General features: G+C 69.7%; 17 protein-coding genes. 8 read left to right on the plus strand and 9 right to left on the minus strand.

Translation table 11 applies throughout. From position 1 onward, the window contains the following. Positions 1–130: 130 nt before the first annotated feature. Positions 131–964, plus strand: coding sequence for a molybdenum cofactor biosynthesis F family protein (locus ABIC50_RS18435; RefSeq protein WP_354166494.1), 834 nt, complete (start codon positions 131–133; stop codon positions 962–964). Next, entirely contained in the window at positions 961–1770 is an 810-nt protein-coding gene (locus tag ABIC50_RS18440) for an SDR family oxidoreductase (RefSeq protein WP_354166004.1), read from the plus strand. The genes ABIC50_RS18435 and ABIC50_RS18440 overlap by 4 nt, the downstream gene beginning before the upstream one ends. Positions 1771–1860: 90 nt before the next feature. Here ABIC50_RS18440 and ABIC50_RS18445 read toward each other — a convergent pair whose 3' ends face one another. After that, entirely contained in the window at positions 1861–2571 is a 711-nt protein-coding gene (locus tag ABIC50_RS18445) for a dihydrodipicolinate reductase (RefSeq protein ID WP_354166006.1), read from the minus strand. 310 nt (positions 2572–2881) lie between these two features. Between ABIC50_RS18445 and ABIC50_RS18450 the strand changes: the two genes are divergently transcribed. After that, positions 2882–3595: an SDR family NAD(P)-dependent oxidoreductase gene (locus ABIC50_RS18450; protein WP_354166008.1), complete on the plus strand. Its 714-nt coding sequence runs from the start codon at positions 2882–2884 to the stop codon at positions 3593–3595. 32 nt (positions 3596–3627) lie between these two features. Here the strand turns inward: ABIC50_RS18450 and ABIC50_RS18455 are convergent, their stop codons facing one another. Continuing rightward, a complete protein-coding gene (locus tag ABIC50_RS18455) occupies positions 3628–4038 on the minus strand; it encodes a RidA family protein (RefSeq protein WP_175667406.1) in 411 nt (136 codons plus the stop codon). A gap of 124 nt (positions 4039–4162) precedes the next feature. Here ABIC50_RS18455 and ABIC50_RS18460 point away from each other — a divergent pair, with 124 nt between their 5' ends. Next, complete coding sequence (locus ABIC50_RS18460) at positions 4163–4360, plus strand: oxidoreductase-like domain-containing protein (protein WP_041491497.1); 198 nt, start codon at positions 4163–4165, stop codon at positions 4358–4360. 70 nt (positions 4361–4430) lie between these two features. Here ABIC50_RS18460 and ABIC50_RS18465 read toward each other — a convergent pair whose 3' ends face one another. After that, positions 4431–5891 carry an MFS transporter gene (locus ABIC50_RS18465; protein WP_354166010.1) on the minus strand — a complete coding sequence of 487 codons (1461 nt, stop codon included), beginning with the start codon at positions 5889–5891 and terminating at the stop codon, positions 4431–4433. Between the two features lie 156 nt (positions 5892–6047). Between ABIC50_RS18465 and ABIC50_RS18470 the strand changes: the two genes are divergently transcribed. Then, positions 6048–6920, plus strand: a complete 873-nt coding sequence (locus ABIC50_RS18470; RefSeq protein WP_012366446.1) for a LysR family transcriptional regulator — start codon at positions 6048–6050, stop codon at positions 6918–6920. Positions 6921–6960: 40 nt separating this feature from the next. Here ABIC50_RS18470 and ABIC50_RS18475 read toward each other — a convergent pair whose 3' ends face one another. Beyond that, entirely contained in the window at positions 6961–7860 is a 900-nt protein-coding gene (locus ABIC50_RS18475; RefSeq protein ID WP_354166011.1) for a LysR family transcriptional regulator, read from the minus strand. 99 nt (positions 7861–7959) lie between these two features. On the opposite strand from ABIC50_RS18475, the gene ABIC50_RS18480 reads away from it, so the two are divergent. After that, entirely contained in the window at positions 7960–8940 is a 981-nt protein-coding gene (locus ABIC50_RS18480; RefSeq protein ID WP_354166013.1) for an NAD-dependent epimerase/dehydratase family protein, read from the plus strand. 76 nt (positions 8941–9016) lie between these two features. On the opposite strand, the gene ABIC50_RS18485 is transcribed toward ABIC50_RS18480, so the two are convergent. The 5 genes from ABIC50_RS18485 to ABIC50_RS18505 all read right to left on the minus strand — a co-directional run bounded on the left by ABIC50_RS18485 (position 9017) and on the right by ABIC50_RS18505 (position 14008). Then, positions 9017–9718 carry a DUF2848 domain-containing protein gene (locus tag ABIC50_RS18485; protein ID WP_354166015.1) on the minus strand — a complete coding sequence of 234 codons (702 nt, stop codon included), beginning with the start codon at positions 9716–9718 and terminating at the stop codon, positions 9017–9019. A 62-nt stretch (positions 9719–9780) separates the two neighbouring features. Next, positions 9781–11100 (minus strand): MFS transporter, encoded by a 1320-nt coding sequence (locus ABIC50_RS18490; protein ID WP_175667413.1) that lies wholly within the window; start codon positions 11098–11100, stop codon positions 9781–9783. Between the two features lie 89 nt (positions 11101–11189). Further along, positions 11190–11867, minus strand: coding sequence for a hypothetical protein (locus tag ABIC50_RS18495; RefSeq protein ID WP_354166017.1), 678 nt, complete (start codon positions 11865–11867; stop codon positions 11190–11192). Positions 11868–11966: 99 nt separating this feature from the next. Further along, complete coding sequence (locus tag ABIC50_RS18500) at positions 11967–13010, minus strand: LysR family transcriptional regulator (RefSeq protein WP_354166019.1); 1044 nt, start codon at positions 13008–13010, stop codon at positions 11967–11969. Between the two features lie 206 nt (positions 13011–13216). Next, the gene (locus ABIC50_RS18505) at positions 13217–14008 is read right to left on the minus strand and encodes an SDR family NAD(P)-dependent oxidoreductase (protein ID WP_354166021.1); all 792 of its coding nucleotides are present in this window, start codon (positions 14006–14008) and stop codon (positions 13217–13219) included. 436 nt (positions 14009–14444) lie between these two features. Here ABIC50_RS18505 and ypfJ point away from each other — a divergent pair, with 436 nt between their 5' ends. Together ypfJ and ABIC50_RS18515 are read left to right on the plus strand one after the other, a co-directional pair. After that, entirely contained in the window at positions 14445–15320 is an 876-nt protein-coding gene (gene ypfJ / locus ABIC50_RS18510; protein ID WP_354166023.1) for a KPN_02809 family neutral zinc metallopeptidase, read from the plus strand. A gap of 157 nt (positions 15321–15477) precedes the next feature. Next, positions 15478–16209, plus strand: coding sequence for a helix-turn-helix transcriptional regulator (locus ABIC50_RS18515; protein WP_354166025.1), 732 nt, complete (start codon positions 15478–15480; stop codon positions 16207–16209). The last annotated feature ends 42 nt before the right edge of the window (positions 16210–16251 follow it).

Below are 16251 nucleotides of genomic sequence, written 5' to 3' on the forward strand. Positions count from 1 at the left end.
TCTAGCGCGTTCCGGCGCCGCGCGCCCTTCATCCTTTTGGCCGATACCGCGCGGCGCGCGCAGCCCGCACCATGTGCACATGAGCAGCGTACATGGCCCGCCGGGCCTGAAGCTGCGCGGGAGACGGCAGGTGGAACGACAGGATCCGGTATTCATTCAGGTTGGCGCGCTCGCGGACGGTTTCGCGCCGGACGCTAACATCCTCGCACCCGTGAACGCACTCGCCGGGCGCTCGCTGGCCCTCGGCGACGCAGCCGGTGCATGGCGCGTCTATACGTTCGAGGCGGGCGCGTTGCAATGGCGCGACGCGGCGACCGATACGGGCGGCCGCGCACCGTGCCGCGTGACGCGGTTGCGCGACGGGCTGTATTTCGTCGACTACATCGATCCGGCAGCCCGCGCGACATCGGTCAGCCTCGTGATCGATGTCGGCAATGGCGTGTGGACGTCGGTGGTCGGCACACTGCCGACCGAGGCCGACACGCATATCGACGCGTTCACGCGTGTCGCGCGCGGGCTGCCGCTCACGGGCGTCGACGCGGCGTTCCGGCACGGCACGCTCGGCGGCCACGCGCAGCCGGGCCCGCTGCACGGCCCCACGCGCGAACTGATCGGCAAGCGGACGATGTATCGCTACAGCCCGACCGAATGCTACGAGCACATCTACCTGAACGAGAATTTCTACGCATGGCAATGCCTGCAGGGCGTCGAAGGCGGGCTCGCCGACGTGGACCGCTGCCATTACTTCAGGATCGCCGATGAACTGTATCTCTTCGTGTGGCGCGAGAAGGTGGTGCCGACGCTCGGCGTCGTGCTGATCGACCTCGCGCAACGCAAGACCGACGGCAAGATCTTCGGCTATCAGGGCGGCGATTTCGGCACGCTGTCGAACTTCCCCGTCGGCGCGCATGCGCAGGTTCTGAACGAAACCGTGCATCCGCTCGGCGGCGAGGCGCAGCGATGAACCCCGTGCCGGGCAGCGGCTGCCTGCGTGCTGATTTCAGCGGACGCGTCGTGCTGGTCACGGGCGCCGCGCAGGGAATCGGCGCCGCGATCGCGCGTCGTTTCGCGCAATCCGATGCGTTCGTCGCGCTCGCCGATCTCAACGCCGATGCGGCTGCCGCGCAGGCAGACGCGCTCGTCTGCATGGGCGGCAAGGCGCGCACGTATCGCGTCGACGCCGCGAGTCGCGACGAGCTCTGCGCACTCGTCGCGGCGGTCGAACGCGATGGCGGCCGGCTCGACGTCGTCGTCCACAACGCCGCGTATTTTCCGCTGACGCCGTTTGCGCAGATCGACGAGCCGACGCTTGCGCGGACGCTGTCGGTCAACCTGTCGGCGCTGTTCTGGCTCGCGCAGGCCGCGCTGCCGGCGTTCGAGCGCGCGGGGGCGGGGCGGCTGCTCGTCACGTCGTCGGTCACCGGGCCGCGCGTCGTCTATCCGGGGCTCGCGCACTACGCGGCGTCGAAGGCCGGCGTGAACGGCTTCATCCGCGCGGCGGCGCTCGAACTCGCGCGCCGCAACGTGACGGTCAATGGCGTCGAGCCGGGAATGATCCGCACGCCGGCGGCCGGCAATCTCGGCGATGCGTCGGTCGCCGCGCAGATCGCACGCGACATTCCACTCGCGCGGATGGGCGAGCCGGAGGACATCGCGAACGCGATGTTGTTTCTCGCGTCGGCCGACGCGGCGTACATCACCGGGCAGACGATCGTCGTCGATGGCGGCGCGACGTTGCCCGAGAGCAGGGTCGTGCTGAGCGATGCGTAACGCGAGCGTCGACGATGGCGCGATTGCGGCCTTCACGTGTGTCGGCAGGCGCGTCGACGGTCGGCCTGCACGTCGTCGCGAGTGCCGCGTCTACAGCCAGCCGTTGTGAATGAACTCGACAATCGAATACCGGCGAGGTTCGAGCGCGTGCTGCCGGACGGCCTCGAGGATCCGCGATACGCCGTCCGCGTAAGGCGCCGCGCCGTACACGCGGGATTCGAACTGCAGGCTGCACGCGTCGTCCTCGATGCGGATCCGGTGGAACGCGTGGCGGCCGAGCTGATCGTCGGGAATCTGCAATGCGTCGCGCTGCTCGTTCGGGTCGCGTACAGAGCGGATGTCCTGCGCTGGAATGCCGAGCGAATGGCCGATGCCGACCGCGGTGCCGGGCACGGATGTCTTGCTGGCCTGGTGCGACTCCGTCACGCTAATGCGGCAGTCGCGAAACAGGTGGCCGCTCGTTTCCAGCATGCTCATGAACTTGAGCATCAGGATGTTCGTATTCGGACAGAGCACGATGGGGAAGTCGTGCGATCCGGTTTCGAGGTCGGAGCCGGTGGACAGCTCGACGAGCGGCGAACCGGTTGCCTGGCAGAATGCGATCGCGTCGGGCAATTCGCGGCCGGACCCGGCGTGCACGACGATCGATCGGGCCTCGTTACGCCGGGCGTCATCGCTACGTTGCAGCTCGGTGCGTGCATGCTCGGACCAGGCCATCACGTGACAGGTCGACGGATCGAGCTGGTGCGAGCCGAGCAGTTCGGTTGCCAGCTTGCCGGTGCCAACGACGATTACTTGCATGGGGTAGACGGATTGAGGTTCGGGTTTCGATACGGAAACGGCGCAGGCCGTTCAAGGGGCCGGCGCGATCATGATTCATCGCGCGGCGGACCGTGATCGGGCATTATGCCGCCCGAGCGCGGCACACGCATGCAGTGCCGGCGTGTCGGCTCGGCGACGTGGCCCGTATCGACGCATGCGTCGTAGTGCCCACGCAAGCGTGAACGGCGCTACGCTGTCGAACCGCCGGCCGGGCGCGTCCGCGTCGCGGCCGGCATTGCCCCCTAACTACGCATCATCAATCATCCCTGGACCCAAGGAGAGCACATCGATGGAACACGACCTGAACGGCAAGGCAGTCGCGATCACCGGCGGATTCGGTCATCTCGGCGTCGCCACGGCCGCATGGCTCGGCCAACGCGGCGCCCGCGTCGCGCTGATCGGCCGGGGCGCGGCGCCGGACGCGCAGGCGTTGCCCGGCGTGCCGGCCGACGCGCTGCGCATCGGCGGCATCGACCTCGTCGATCCGCAGGCGGCCGCGCGCGCGCTCGACACCGTGAATCGCGAATTCGGCCGGGTCGACGCGCTGCTGAACATCGCGGGCGCGTTCACTTGGCAGACGATCGCCGACGGCGACGCAGCCACGTGGGACCGCATGTACGAACTGAACGTGAAGACGGCGCTGAACGCGTCGAAGGCCGCGCTGCCGTATCTGGTGGCGAGTCCGGCCGGCCGTATCGTCAACATCGGGGCCGGCGCGGCGTTCAAGGCAGGCGCGGGAATGGGCGCGTATGCGGCGGCGAAGGCGGGCGTCGCGCGGCTCACGGAGGCACTCGCGGCGGAACTGCTCGATCGCGGCGTGACCGTGAACGCGCTGCTGCCGAGCATCATCGACACGCCGCCGAACCGTGCGGACATGCCGGACGCGGACTTTTCGCGCTGGGTCCGGCCCGAACAGCTCGCGGCGACGATCGGGTTCCTGCTGTCGGCCGATGCGCAGGCGATCACCGGCGCCTCGATTCCGGTGAGTGGGCGCGTGGCGTAGCGGGTGGCAGGCTGTCGCGCCCGCGCACGACTTCAACGCATGCGGAATCGCGCGCGCGGAATTTCCGCGATCGCCGCGATTTCGATCAGCAGGTCGGGGCGGTACAGACGTTCGACCTGGACGGTCGTCGTCACCGGATAGGGTTCGGCGAAGAACGTCTCGCGGATGTCGCCGGCCTGCATGAACGCGTCGATGTCGGTCGCGTAGTGAACCAGCGAGATCACATCCTGCATCTGCCCGCCCATCGCGGCGAGCACGTCGCGAATGTTGCCGAGCGTTTGCCGGACCTGCGCGCGCATGTCGGCGGCACCGACGACGTGTCCGTCCTTATCGAGTGCGACCTGTCCCTTCAGATGGACGATCCTGCCGTCGCCCTGGACCACGGCCATCGAGAACGCGCCGAACGGCGCCCAGAGTTCCGGCGGATTCACTGCTTCGGCCATGACGCGGCTCCTGTTGGTCGGTCGTCGACGCGCGAACGCAGGGTCCCGTGCGGGGCGGGGTGCCTGCATGTCGCAGTCCATCACCGTATACTGTTCGTTCAGCATCATGTGACCGAATGACGACGTGACCAAGCCTGCCACCGCGGATACGCCGGACGACGATCCGCGTCCCACCCCGCCCGAACAACCTGAACTGGAAGACTGCTGCAACAGCGGCTGCTCGCCGTGCGTTTTCGACCTGTACGACGAAGCGCTGGCGCGCTATCGCGTCGAACTGGCCGAATGGGAAGCGCGCCACGCGTCGCGCAAGCATCACCCGTGAGCCCGATGCCGGCGAGCGGTCGCGCATGCACCGTCTCCGCCGCCGGCGATGTGCCGCGAGCCCACCATCGTCACGCGTCGGCCCGCACCCGCCGATGTATCGGCCCCAACGCGGCTGACAGCGCCACGCACACGAGCAGCACGACCGTCAGCGCCCACATCGCCGTCCTGAATCCCAGCACGTAGTCGAGCGCCTCCGGCTGCGCGCCGAGCCGCGCGAAGAACAACCCGCCGAGCGTCGCCGCACCGACGGCCGCGCCGATCTGCAGCATCGCGGTGACCATGCCGGACGCGACCCCGGCGCGCGCCGTGTCGACTTCCGCGAGCACGATCCGCACGACCGACGGCAGCACGAGCCCTTGTCCGACGCCGATCGCCGCGATGCCCGCATAGAAGCCCGCGCCGGGCGCATGTTCGCCGGCGAGCGCGGCGGCGGTCGCGACGCCGGCCGTGAGCAGCGCGAAGCCGAGCGTGAGCACGCGATAGCCGCCGAACCGGGCGACGAGGCGCGGCATCAGCAACGGGCTGGCGAGGAAGCCGATGCCGAGCGGGAGGATCGCGAGCCCCGACGCGAGCGGCGACCAGTTCAGGCAGCCCTGCAGATAGATCCCGTAGCTCAGGAAGAACGCGCTCAGCATATAAAACAGGAACGCGAGCGTGAGCCCGAGCGCGACGATCGGATTGCGCAGCAGGCGCACGTCGAGCAACGCATCGCGACCGCCGGCGAGCCGGCGTGCTTCGACCGCCAGCAGCGCGCCGAGCATGGGCAGCGCACCAACGATGCACGCGACCATCCACAGCGGCCAGCCCGCCTCGCGCCCGTGCGTGAGCGGATAGACGAGCATCAGCAGGAACAGCGACAGCAGCACCGTGCCGGGCACGTCGATGCGCTGGCCGCGCGGCGGCCGGCTCTCGGGGATGAAGCGCCAACTGCCGAGCAGCGCGAGGATGCCGATCGGCACATTGACCAGGAAGATCGCACGCCAGCCGAGCCCGAACGGATGCAGGCTGATCAGTGCGCCGCCGCCGAGCTGGCCGATCACGGCCGCGAGGCCGAACACGAAACCGTAGAAGCCCATCACGCGCACCTGCTCCTGCGGGCTGAACACGCTGCGGATCGTCGCGAGCACCTGCGGCGCGAGGATCGCGGCGAACAGGCCCTGCAGCACGCGGCCGCCGACCAGCACCGCGCCGCTGCCGGCGAGCCCGCACAGCGCCGACGCGACGACGAAGCCGGCCATCCCGACCATGAACATTCGCTTGCGGCCGTACAGGTCGCCGAGCCGCCCGCCGGTGATCTGCACGACCGCGTTCGCACACGCGTAGGCCGACACGACGAGCTGCAACTCGGCCGGGCGCGCACCGATGCCGTCGCGGATGGCCGGCAGTGCGAGATTCACGATGAAGTAGTCGAGCGGCGGCAGGATGGCGCCGACCAGCAGGACCACGAGCGCCCAGCCGTGATGGCTGCGCGGCGGTGCCGCGGCGGCCGCCCCGGCCGGGGTGCAAGGGGCAAGGGTGTTGTCGCTCATAAACGCAAGTCCGAAAGAATGAGGGCTGCCTCCTGAATGCCGTCGAAAAGGGATCTCAGGCACGCGGGGAACCGATATTCTGGGGACCGTCGATGATTCGGAAAAGCGGGAATTGGTGGTAGCATCCATCGGGTTATCCGATGGATGGAGAGGGCGATGCGCGGTTTCGACCTGGATCAGTTACGCACATTCGCGGCGGTGGCGGACGCCGGCAGCCTGACGGCCGCCGCGCCGCGGCTGCACCTGTCGCAGTCGACGGTCAGCGAGCAGGTGCGCAAGCTCGAATCGCGCGCCGGCGTGCCGCTGTTCGTGCGCAGCAAGCGCGGCGTCGAGCCGACGCCGGCCGGCGCGCGCCTGCTGCAGCATGCACGGCGCATCGTCGCGCTGAACGAGGCCGCGTTCGACGAGCTGCGCGGGCAAGCGATCAAGGGCGAGTTGCGCGTCGCGATCACCGATTACTACCGCACCCATGAAGTCGCGGGACTGCTCGCGCGGCTGCGCGAGTGCTACCCGCAACTGAGCCTGCACGTGAGCGCGATGAAGAGCGCGGAGATCGAAGCCGCCCATGCGCGCGGGCAGATCGACCTCGGCGTCGTGATGAACCTGTCGAGCGGTCCGTTCCGGCCCGCGTCGGCCGATACGCGCTGGGTGCTGCGGCGCGAGCCGCTGTCGTGGGTCACGTCGCCGGCGCTCGCCGAGCAGCTGCCCGAGCCGTTGCCGCTCGTGCTGCTGCCGGACGACTGCATGATGCATCAGATCGCGGTGCGCTCGCTCGACGAGCAGCACGCGCCGTACGTGCTCGTGCACAGCGCGTCGGGCGTCGCGGGGCTGCAGTCGATGCTCGCGGCGGGGCTCGGCGTCGGCTGCCTGTGCGCGTCGGCGATCGGCGAGGGCCTCGTGCGGCTCGGCGCGAAATACCGGCTGCCGGCGCTGCCCGACGCGGTGTTCTCGCTGACGCCGCCGATGCCGGGCGAGCGCGAGACGGTCACGCAGGCGCGCGAGGTGCTGTCGCGGCAGTTGCTGATGTGAAGCGTGAAGCGCGGCGTGCGCGGCGGTGGGCTTGAACGGCCTAGTCGGCCGTCCCGTCGGCATACGCGCGCAGCCCGTTCGCCAGCGCATCGAACACGGCGTGGCAACGCGGGCTCGTGCGCAGATCCTCGTGCATGACCACCCAGGTTTCCAGTTTCATCGTGGGCCCGTCCGGCAGCACGCGCACGAGCCGCGCATCGCGCTTCGCAAGCCCGTTCTGGCAGAAGCCGATCCCGTAGCCCGCGCGAATCATCGCGAGTTGCGCGAGATTGCTGTCGGTGCGCAGCGCGAACGCATCGCGCTTCCACAACGGCATCCCGCGCCCGGCCGAGCGGATGAACGGCGTGACCGTATCGAAACCGATCAGCGCGTGATGGGCGAGTTCGCCGGTGGTCGACGGTGTGCCGTTGCGCGCCAGGTAGTCGTCGCGCGCATACAGCCCGATGTCGATCTCGCCGACGCGCCGCGCGACGAGCGCGTCCTGCGCGGGCGGCGCCATCCGCACCGCGATGTCGGCCTCGCGGTTCAGTACGTCCTGGATGCGGTCGGTCGGCACCAGCTCGATCACGAGCCCCGGATGGTCGCGCCGCAACTGCGCGAGCATCGGCGGCAGCACCTCGACCGCGATCACGTCGCTGGCCGAGATCCGCACGGTGCCGCGCACGCCCGCGCCGTGGCTCGCGGCCGCCCGCTCGAACGCGGCCGCCGCGCTGCGCAGCGCCTCGGCATGGCCGCGCAGCGCGAGGGCCGCCTCGGTCGGCAGCAGCCCCGACGGCGAGCGCGTGAACAGCGTCTGGCCGAATGCGGCTTCGAGCGCCGCGACGTGGCGGCCGGCCGTCGGCTGCGTGATGCCGAGCGCGCGCGCCGCGCCCGACAGCGAGCCTTCCGTCAGCACGGCCAGGAAGGTGCGGTAGCGTTCCCAGTTCAGATCGATCGTCATACATAAATGTATAGCTGATCCGTCAGGTTCGGCAATTCCTTATTAGGCGGCTGAGCGCCAGAATACGTGCTGTCAACGGTTCATACACGGAGAACGGCAATGACGGCGAACGCAGGCGGGACGCAACGACAGGTACTCGTGCTCGGCGCGAGCGGAGGCATCGGCGGCGAGGTCGCGCGTCAGCTGCGCGATGCCGGCTGGCAGGTGCGCGCGCTCAAGCGCGGGCTCGATGCCGAGACGGTGGAGCGCGACGGGATCGCATGGATGCGCGGCGACGCGCTCGACCGCGACACGGTGATCCGCGCGGCGCGCGGCTGCAGCGTGATCGTGCATGCGGTGAACCCGCCCGGCTACCGGAACTGGAGCGGGCAGGTGCTGCCGATGATCGACAACACGATCGCGGCGGCGACGGCGGCGCAGGCGACCGTCGTGCTGCCGGGGACTATCTACAACTACGGTCCCGACGCGTTTCCGGTATTGCGCGAAGAGGCTCCGCAGCATCCGACGACGCGCAAGGGTGCGATCCGCGTCGAGCTGGAGCAGCGGTTGCAGGCGGCGACCGCGCAGGGCGTGCGCACGATCATCGTGCGGGCCGGCGATTTCTTCGGCGCGCACGCGGGCAACAACTGGTTCGGGCAGGGGCTCGTCAAGGCAGGGCGGCCGGTTGCGGCCATCAGCGTGCCGGGCCGGCCGGGCGTCGGCCATCAATGGGCGTACGTGCCGGACGTCGCGCGCACGATGGTCGAGCTGATCGAGCGGCGCGACACGCTGGAGCCGTTCGCGCGCTTTCATCTCGGCGGTCACTGGGACGCGGACGGCACGCAGATGGCGCAGGCCGTGCGCCGCGTCGCGCAGCGGCACGGGATGCGGCCGACGGTGCGGCGTTTCCCGTGGTGGCTCGTGTGGGCCGCCGCGCCGTTCGTCACGACGATGCGCGAGATGATCGAGATGCGCTATCTGTGGCGCGAGCCGCTCCGGATGGACAACGCGCGGGTGACGGCAGTACTCGGCCGCGAGCCGGTGACGCCGCTCGATACGGCGGTGGAGGCGGCGCTGACGGGGCTCGGGTGCTTGCGATGACGGCGGGCGGCGATGGCGATTGGCAGGCCCGCATGCGGTTGATGCCCTTCATTGCCGGCGCACCCGCCACCCTTCGTCACGCCACGACCGGCAACGCCTCGACCGCATACCGGTGGCGCAGGCTGCGTCCGAGCACGGGATCGTGCAGTTCCATCTCGAACGCGTCACCGTCGCCCATCGCCGCGATCGCGCCGTGCACGGCGACGGTGCCGCCGAACATCGCGCAGCGGGCGGGCATCGTGCGCCGGTCGTCGAAGCGCTGCCACAGCACATCCGGCGCGAGCAGCGCGCTGAGCGCGCCATGCTGATACGCGACGCGTTCGCCGCCGGGCCCGACCAGCCACGAACGCATCTCGATCGCGTCCCAGTGATCGGCGATGTCCGCATGCCGCCACGCATCGCGGCCGAGCGGCTTCGCGCATACCTGTTTCGACACCGCGACGCCGTAAGCCTCGACTTCCCGATCCGTGTGATCGGAACCGACCGTCACCAGCGTGCCGGCCGGGCTGTCGATCAACACGCACTCGATCTCGCCGCCCGAACGCGCACCGAGCACGCCGATCGACGGCGCCTGCGTGAGCAGCGCGGACGCTACCCGATAGAAACACGGCGTGGTCGACGGCGGCGCGACGCCGAGCGCCGCGAGTTCGTCTATGTGCGCGCGAATCGCTTCCGGATCGCGGCCTGCCCAGCCGGCGATCACGACGCGTTCGATCTCGACGTCGACCTGTGCCGACACACCTTGCAGGGACATCACGTTGAACGACAGGGCTTGCATGCGGGTATCCGTTTGAAGTGCGAATGAACGAGGCGAATGAATGAGGTGGTCGACCGTAGCGCTCAGTCCGCGAGCGGACGGTGCGCGGTCTCGCGCGCGGCGAGCAGCGCGATCGACGTCACGACGAGCGCCGCAGTCACGTACAGCGACACGGCCGTGGTCGTGCCCGTCTGGCGGAACAGCGTCGCGATCACGAGCGGCGCGAAGCCGCCGCCGACGATGCCGGCGAGCGTGTACGCCAGTGACGAGCCCGCATAACGGACGCGCGTCGGGAACTGCTCGGTGACGAACGCGCCTTGCGGGCCGTACATCACCGCGTGGATCACGAGGCCGATCGCGACGGCCGCGACGATCGCGCCCGGCCGCGCGGTGTCGAGCATCGTGAAGAACACGAACGCCCACACGATGCCGGCGATCGCGCCGGCGAGGTACACCGGACGGCGCCCGAAGCGGTCCGACAGCGCGCCGAAGAACGGCACCGCGAGCGCGTTGCACGCCGTGCCGACCATCACCGCCGTCAGCGCGACGGGGCGCGACAGATGCAGCACGGTCGTCACGTAGGTCAGCGTGAACACGACGATCAGCGCATACAGCACGTCGGAGCCGATGCGCGAGCCGCCGGCGATCAGCAAGCGCCGCCAGTGGCATTTCAGCACTTCGGCGACGGGCACTTCGGCGGTCGCGTGCGACTCGGCGAGCTGCTCGAACTGCGGCGTTTCGTCGACGCCGCGGCGCAGCCAGAAACCGAACACGACGAGCAGCGCGCTGGCTGCGAACGGCACGCGCCAGCCCCACGACAGGAAGGTGTCGGACGTGGTGGACAGCGTCACGAGCGCGATGCAGCCGGTGCCGAGCAGCGTGCCGAACGACGGGCCCATTTGCGTCCACGACGCGGACAGCCCGCGCCGCTTCTGGTCGCCGTGCTCGACCGACAGCAGCACCGCGCCGGCCCATTCACCGCCAAGCGCGACGCCCTGCACGAAGCGCAGCGCGACGAGCAGGATCGGGCTCAGGATGCCCGCCTGCGCATAGGTCGGCAGCGCGCCCATCAGCGCGGTCGTGATCCCCATCAGCACGAGCGTAAGCATCAGCACGGCGCGGCGGCCGATGCGGTCGCCAAGGTTGCCGAACACGAAGCCGCCGAGCGGGCGCGACACGTAGCCCACCGCATAGGTCGAGAACGCGAGGATCGTGCCCGCCAGCGGATCGACCGACGGAAAGAACAGATGATTGAAGACGAGCGCGGCGAGCGTGTTGTAGATCGTGAAGTCGTACCACTCGAGCGACGTGCCGATCATGCTCGCGGACGCGAGTCGGCTGTTGCGGACACGGCGGGGCGCGTGGGCGGCGGGCTGGGCGAGAGTGCTCATGGTGTCGGGCATGTCGTGAAGGATGACTGGGGGACGCGTGCGGGCCGATGCGTGGGCCGCGTGCGGATGACGGACGCCGCGGCCGGTGGCGAAGCCGGCGCTCAGGCCGGCAGGGCGGCGGACGGGTGCGTTTCGGCGCGTGCGACGGGCAGCGGCGCGGCGGCGCGCCACATCAGATCGAAGGTGCGCACGTCGTCGTGACCGGCGATGGCGGCGGCGACCCGGCGCGTGGCCGCGGCGTCGCTGCCTTCGATCAGCACGAGCGCGTCGGCGGCCGGACGCGCGGCCGCATCGGCGCCGATCGGCGCGGACAGGTCCGGCGCGGTGCGGAACAGCCGTGCCGCATGGATGCCGGGTTCGCGCAGCGCCGCGTCGAAGCGCTCGCGCAGGTGCGGCACGTCGATGCGTTCGGGCGGCAGCACGAACAGCGCGAGATGCACGCCTTCGCCATCGCCGGCCTCGATCGTCAGGTCGCCGACCCGCCGCTGCGTGCCCGTCATGCGTTCGAAGTTCGCGAGCGACCATGCGGTCTGCTGCGTGAACGCGCGCCGATAGGCGTCGCCGCGGAACACGTCGAGCGTGTCCGTCACGTACAGCGCGAGATATTTGCGCGGGCCGCCGTCGGTCGCGCGAAACCGCCGCGCATGCGTGAAGCCGGGAATCGCGACACGCTCCTGCATGTGCTCGCGGTCGTACCACGCGTTGAAATCGGCTTCGTGCGCGGGGTCGATATCCGTCCAGACGCAGAGCTGGCCGTGCAGAAGGGAAAGGCGGGTCATTGCGGGTTCCTTGTGACGGGGTGTGTCAGGAACCGCAGTGTCCCGAAGACGGGCCGCGCCCGTCCAACAAGAAAACAAATTCGCGGTGAACAGGTTTTCTTATGAGCGGCGCGGACGGCGTTTCGCCGCAGCAGCGGGCGGCGCGGATTTCGGCGTGCGTTTTGCCGCCGCGGTGCCGGTTTTTGTCGCGGGCCGGGCAGCGGCGGCCTTGCCGACGGAATCGGCGTCGGCCTTTGCCGATGCGACCGGCTTAGCATGGCTCGCGGCGGCCGGCATCGCGCGCGCGACTTCGCTCGCCAGCTCCGCGATACGCGCGGCGACCGGCAGGCCCTGCGTGCGATACGACGCGACGAGCGGCAGCGCGGGGAATTCGGGTTCCACGTCGAGCAGTTCGAGCGCGCCTTCCTGCAGTTCGCGCCCGATGATCGCGGGCGGCAGCGCGGCCACGCCGAAACCGTCGGCGACGAGCCGGATCATCGCGGCGACCGACGTGATGCAGTTGATGCTGGCCGGCCGCTCGACGGCGGCGAACAACCGCTCGATCGTCGCGTGCGGCCCCGAGTGGCGCGAGAAGCTGATGATCGGGTACGCGGCAAGCCGCGCGACGTCGAGCCGTTCGCCGCCGAGCCCGAGACGCGGGCTCGCCGCCCAGCGCACCGGGAATTCGCACAGCGGCAGGTTCGTGAAGTCGGGGCCGGGCACGGGGTCGGTCTGCAGGATCAGGTCGACGCCGTCGGTGCTGAGCAGGCGGATCAGATGTAGCGTCGTGTCGCTCGTGATCTCGACGTCGAGGCGCGGATAGCGCTCGCGCAATTGCGCCATCAGCGCCGGAAACCAGCTGTGCACGATCGACTCGATCACGCCGATCCGGATCAGGCCCGCGTCGCTCGCCGCGTCGATGTCGCGCCGCATCTCGCCGTCGAGCCGCACGATCCGCTCCGCGTACGCAAGCATGCGCCGGCCCGCGGGCGTGAGCGTGGCCGAGCGCGTGTTGCGGTCGAACAGCCGCACGTCGAACGCCTCTTCGAGCGACGCGATGCGGCTCGACACGGCCGCCTGCGTCGTGTGCAGTTTCTCGGCCGTGAGCCGGAAGTTCTCCAGCTTCGCGAGCCAGACGAAGGTTTCAAGAAACCGGATGTTCATCGAATTCCGAACGGTGAGGCGGTGCCGCACGAAGGCGGCGGGATCGGTCGATGTTAGCGGATTTCCGGGGCGGAAAACGAGCGGGGCGTGTGCGGGGCGTGCGCAGGGCCGGGGGCGGGCGAGCCGTGCCGGACCACGTGTGCGGCATGGGCACGTCGCGCGCTCGCACTCGAGCACGCATCGTGCGGACGCTTCGCGCCCCGGCGTCAAAGCTTGTCGAACGCGAGCGTCGGCACATCGACGACCATCGCGCCGCCGTCGGCGACGAGCGTCGCGCCCGTCACGAACGACGCGTCGGGCGATGCGAGGAACGCGCACACGGCCGCGATTTCGTCCGGATCGGCGGCGCGCCGCAGCGGCACGTCGGCGCTCACGCGCGCATACGCGCCGTCGAGCGTGTCGCCATACGCGGACATCAGCGGCGCCATTTCCGCATCGGCCATCGGCGTGCGGACCCAGCCCGGGCACACCGCGTTCGCACGCACGCCGTGCGGCCCGTAGTCGCGTGCGAGCGAACGCGCGAGCCCGAGCAGCGCATGCTTGCCGACCGTATAGCCGCACACGCCCGGCCCGGCCGCGAGCGCGGCGATCGACGCGACCAGCACGATGCTGCCGCGCTGTGCGATCAGGTCGGGCAGGCACGCGCGTGCGCTGACGAATGCGGTGTCGAGATTCGCGTGCATCGCGTCGCGCCATTGTGCGTCATCGGTTTCGTCCGCGCGGCCGAGGCCGTGGCCGCCCGCGCACGTGACGAGCGCATCGACCGGGCCGAACCGTCCGGCGATCTCCGGCAGGAAGCGGGCCCAGTCGGCCGTGCTCGCGGCGTCGCCGGCGAGGGCGAGGCCGCCCGTCTCGGCGGCGAGCGCGTCGAGCGGCGTCCGGCGTCGTCCGATCAACACGACGCGCTCGCCGCGGGCGGCGAAGCGGCGCGCGCACGCGGCGCCGATGCCGGTGCCTGCGCCGGTGATCGCGATCGTTCGGGGTTGCGGGTGCGTCATGTCGTTCTCCGGAAGGGTGTCGTTTCCGGTCACTTTAGGTGGCGTCGACGCACGCCGGTATCCGCCGAAAGGATGAACATCTATCGGCCGGACGGCCGACGGTTGTGCGCGGCACCGGGTCGGCCGGCAGGATTCCGGCCATTTTGCAAAGGCTGACGATCGTCGGCGCCGAATCGCTCTATCCTCCGTATTTTTGCGATAAGTCGCAAAAGCCCGGCAAAATAGTACGGGCGTAGCGCGGGCGAGCCCGCGCACCGGCGCGGCGCGCCGGCCGATTCCGTCGTACAAGCGGAAGGGCAGGCGGAGATATCGGCGCGAGCGTGCGCCAGATACGAATACGGATCCATCGCGTCCGCCGATCGCGCGTGGCGCGACGGCGGATCGCCCGGTTGCGCATCGCGGCCGGATCATCGACAAGAGCAGGGAGGAGCCGGCAATGAGGCTGGACGACGAAACAGAAAGCGCGAACGTCGAGGATCGACGCGGTGGCGGCGGGTTCGGCGGGCGCGCGACGATCGGCATCGGCACGATCGTGGTGGCGCTGGCCGCATCGTATTTCTTCGGGATCGACCCGCGCGTCGTGCTCGAAGGCGCGTCGGCGCTGCAGGGCCGCCAGCAGCAGGCGCAGCCCGCGCCCACGCAGCACCAGGGCGCGCCGGCGAGCGATCCCGGCGCGGTGTTCACGCGCAAGGTGCTCGGCAATATCGAGCGCACATGGACGGGCGTGTTCAACACCCAGTTGCATGCGCAGTACGAGGCGCCGAAGCTCGTGATGTTCACGAACTCGACGCCGACCGCATGCGGCACCGGCCAGACCGCGATGGGGCCGTTCTACTGTCCGGCCGACCACAAAGTGTATATCGATCTCGGTTTCTATGACGAATTGCGCAAGCGGTTCGGCGCGGGCGGCGATTTCGCGCAGGCCTACGTGATCGCGCACGAAGTCGGCCACCACGTGCAGAACCTGCTCGGCATTTCCGACAAGGTCGATGCCGCGCGCCGCCGTTCGAGCCAGGCGCGCTCGAACGCGCTGTCGGTGCGGATGGAACTGCAGGCCGACTGCTTTGCCGGCGTATGGGCGAACAACGCGGAGCGCGCGAACCAGCGGCTGATGGAACCCGGCGATTTCGAGGAGGGGCTGAAGGCGGCGGCCGCGATCGGCGACGATCGGCTGCAGCAGCAAGGCCAGGGCTACGTCGTGCCGGAAAGCTTCACGCATGGCACGAGCGAACAGCGCATGTACTGGCTGCGGCGCGGGATGGAAGCCGGTGAAGTGAGCGCCTGCGACACGTTCGCCTCGAACGCGCATTGAAAGTCGGCGCGCGCCCCGTCGCGCGAGCGCATCGTCCCGATCGAATCGGCTGAACCAGCCGAACCGGGACGATTTGCCGATTTGTGCTCACCGGCGCTTTTCGGCGCCGGTAGGCTGGCCCGAACTTCGACGCGTTCGGCCGCCGGCCGCTCCCATCATGCCGACCCCATCCGTTTCCGCCGACCCCGAAGCCGCCGATTGGCAGCGCGCGCTGCATGCGTGCGTCGCGGCGTTCGACGCATTCGCGAGCCCGTCCGCGATCGTGTTCTACCGGCTCGACCTGAGCGGCGAGCCCGCCGATTTCGAGTTGTTCGGGATGCCGGAGTCGATGCATCGTACCTACCTCGCGCGTTACCGGATGCTCGATCCGCTGCATCCGTCGCGCTGCGCGGCGGGCGTTCGCGCGGTCGTGACGCTCGCTTCCCAATTGCCTGACGAAAGACGTGCCGCGTCCGCGTACTGGACACGTTTCCTGCGGCGGCACGATGTCGCCGATGTCGTCGAAATCTGGCTGCGCGACGACGCGGGCCGCACCGTCGGCGCGTTTTCGCTGCTGCGCTTCGGGAAAGGCGATGCGGAAGGCAACAGCACGGCGGGCCGGTTCGCGCCGGGCGAGGTCGACGCGCTGGCGCGGCTGCAGCCTGTCGCCGAAGCGGCGCTCGCTCCGCTGCTGCGTGCGCGGCGCGGGATCCACCGCATCGACTGCGAGGAGCGGCTGACCTACCGCGAAGAGCAGATCGCACGCCTCGTGCGCGACGGCCGCTCGAACAAGGAGATCGCACGCGATCTCGCGCTCGGGCAGCCGACCATCAAGACGCACCTGATGCGCATGTACCGGAAGCTCGGCGTGTCGAACCGCACGGAGCTGGTCGGCGCGTTGTTCCTGTAATTTTTCCGCTTCCGCTTCCGCTTCCGCTTCCGCTTCCGCTTC

It is taken from the genome of Burkholderia sp. 567, from assembly GCF_040545115.1.
GTDB lineage: Bacteria > Pseudomonadota > Gammaproteobacteria > Burkholderiales > Burkholderiaceae > Burkholderia > Burkholderia ambifaria.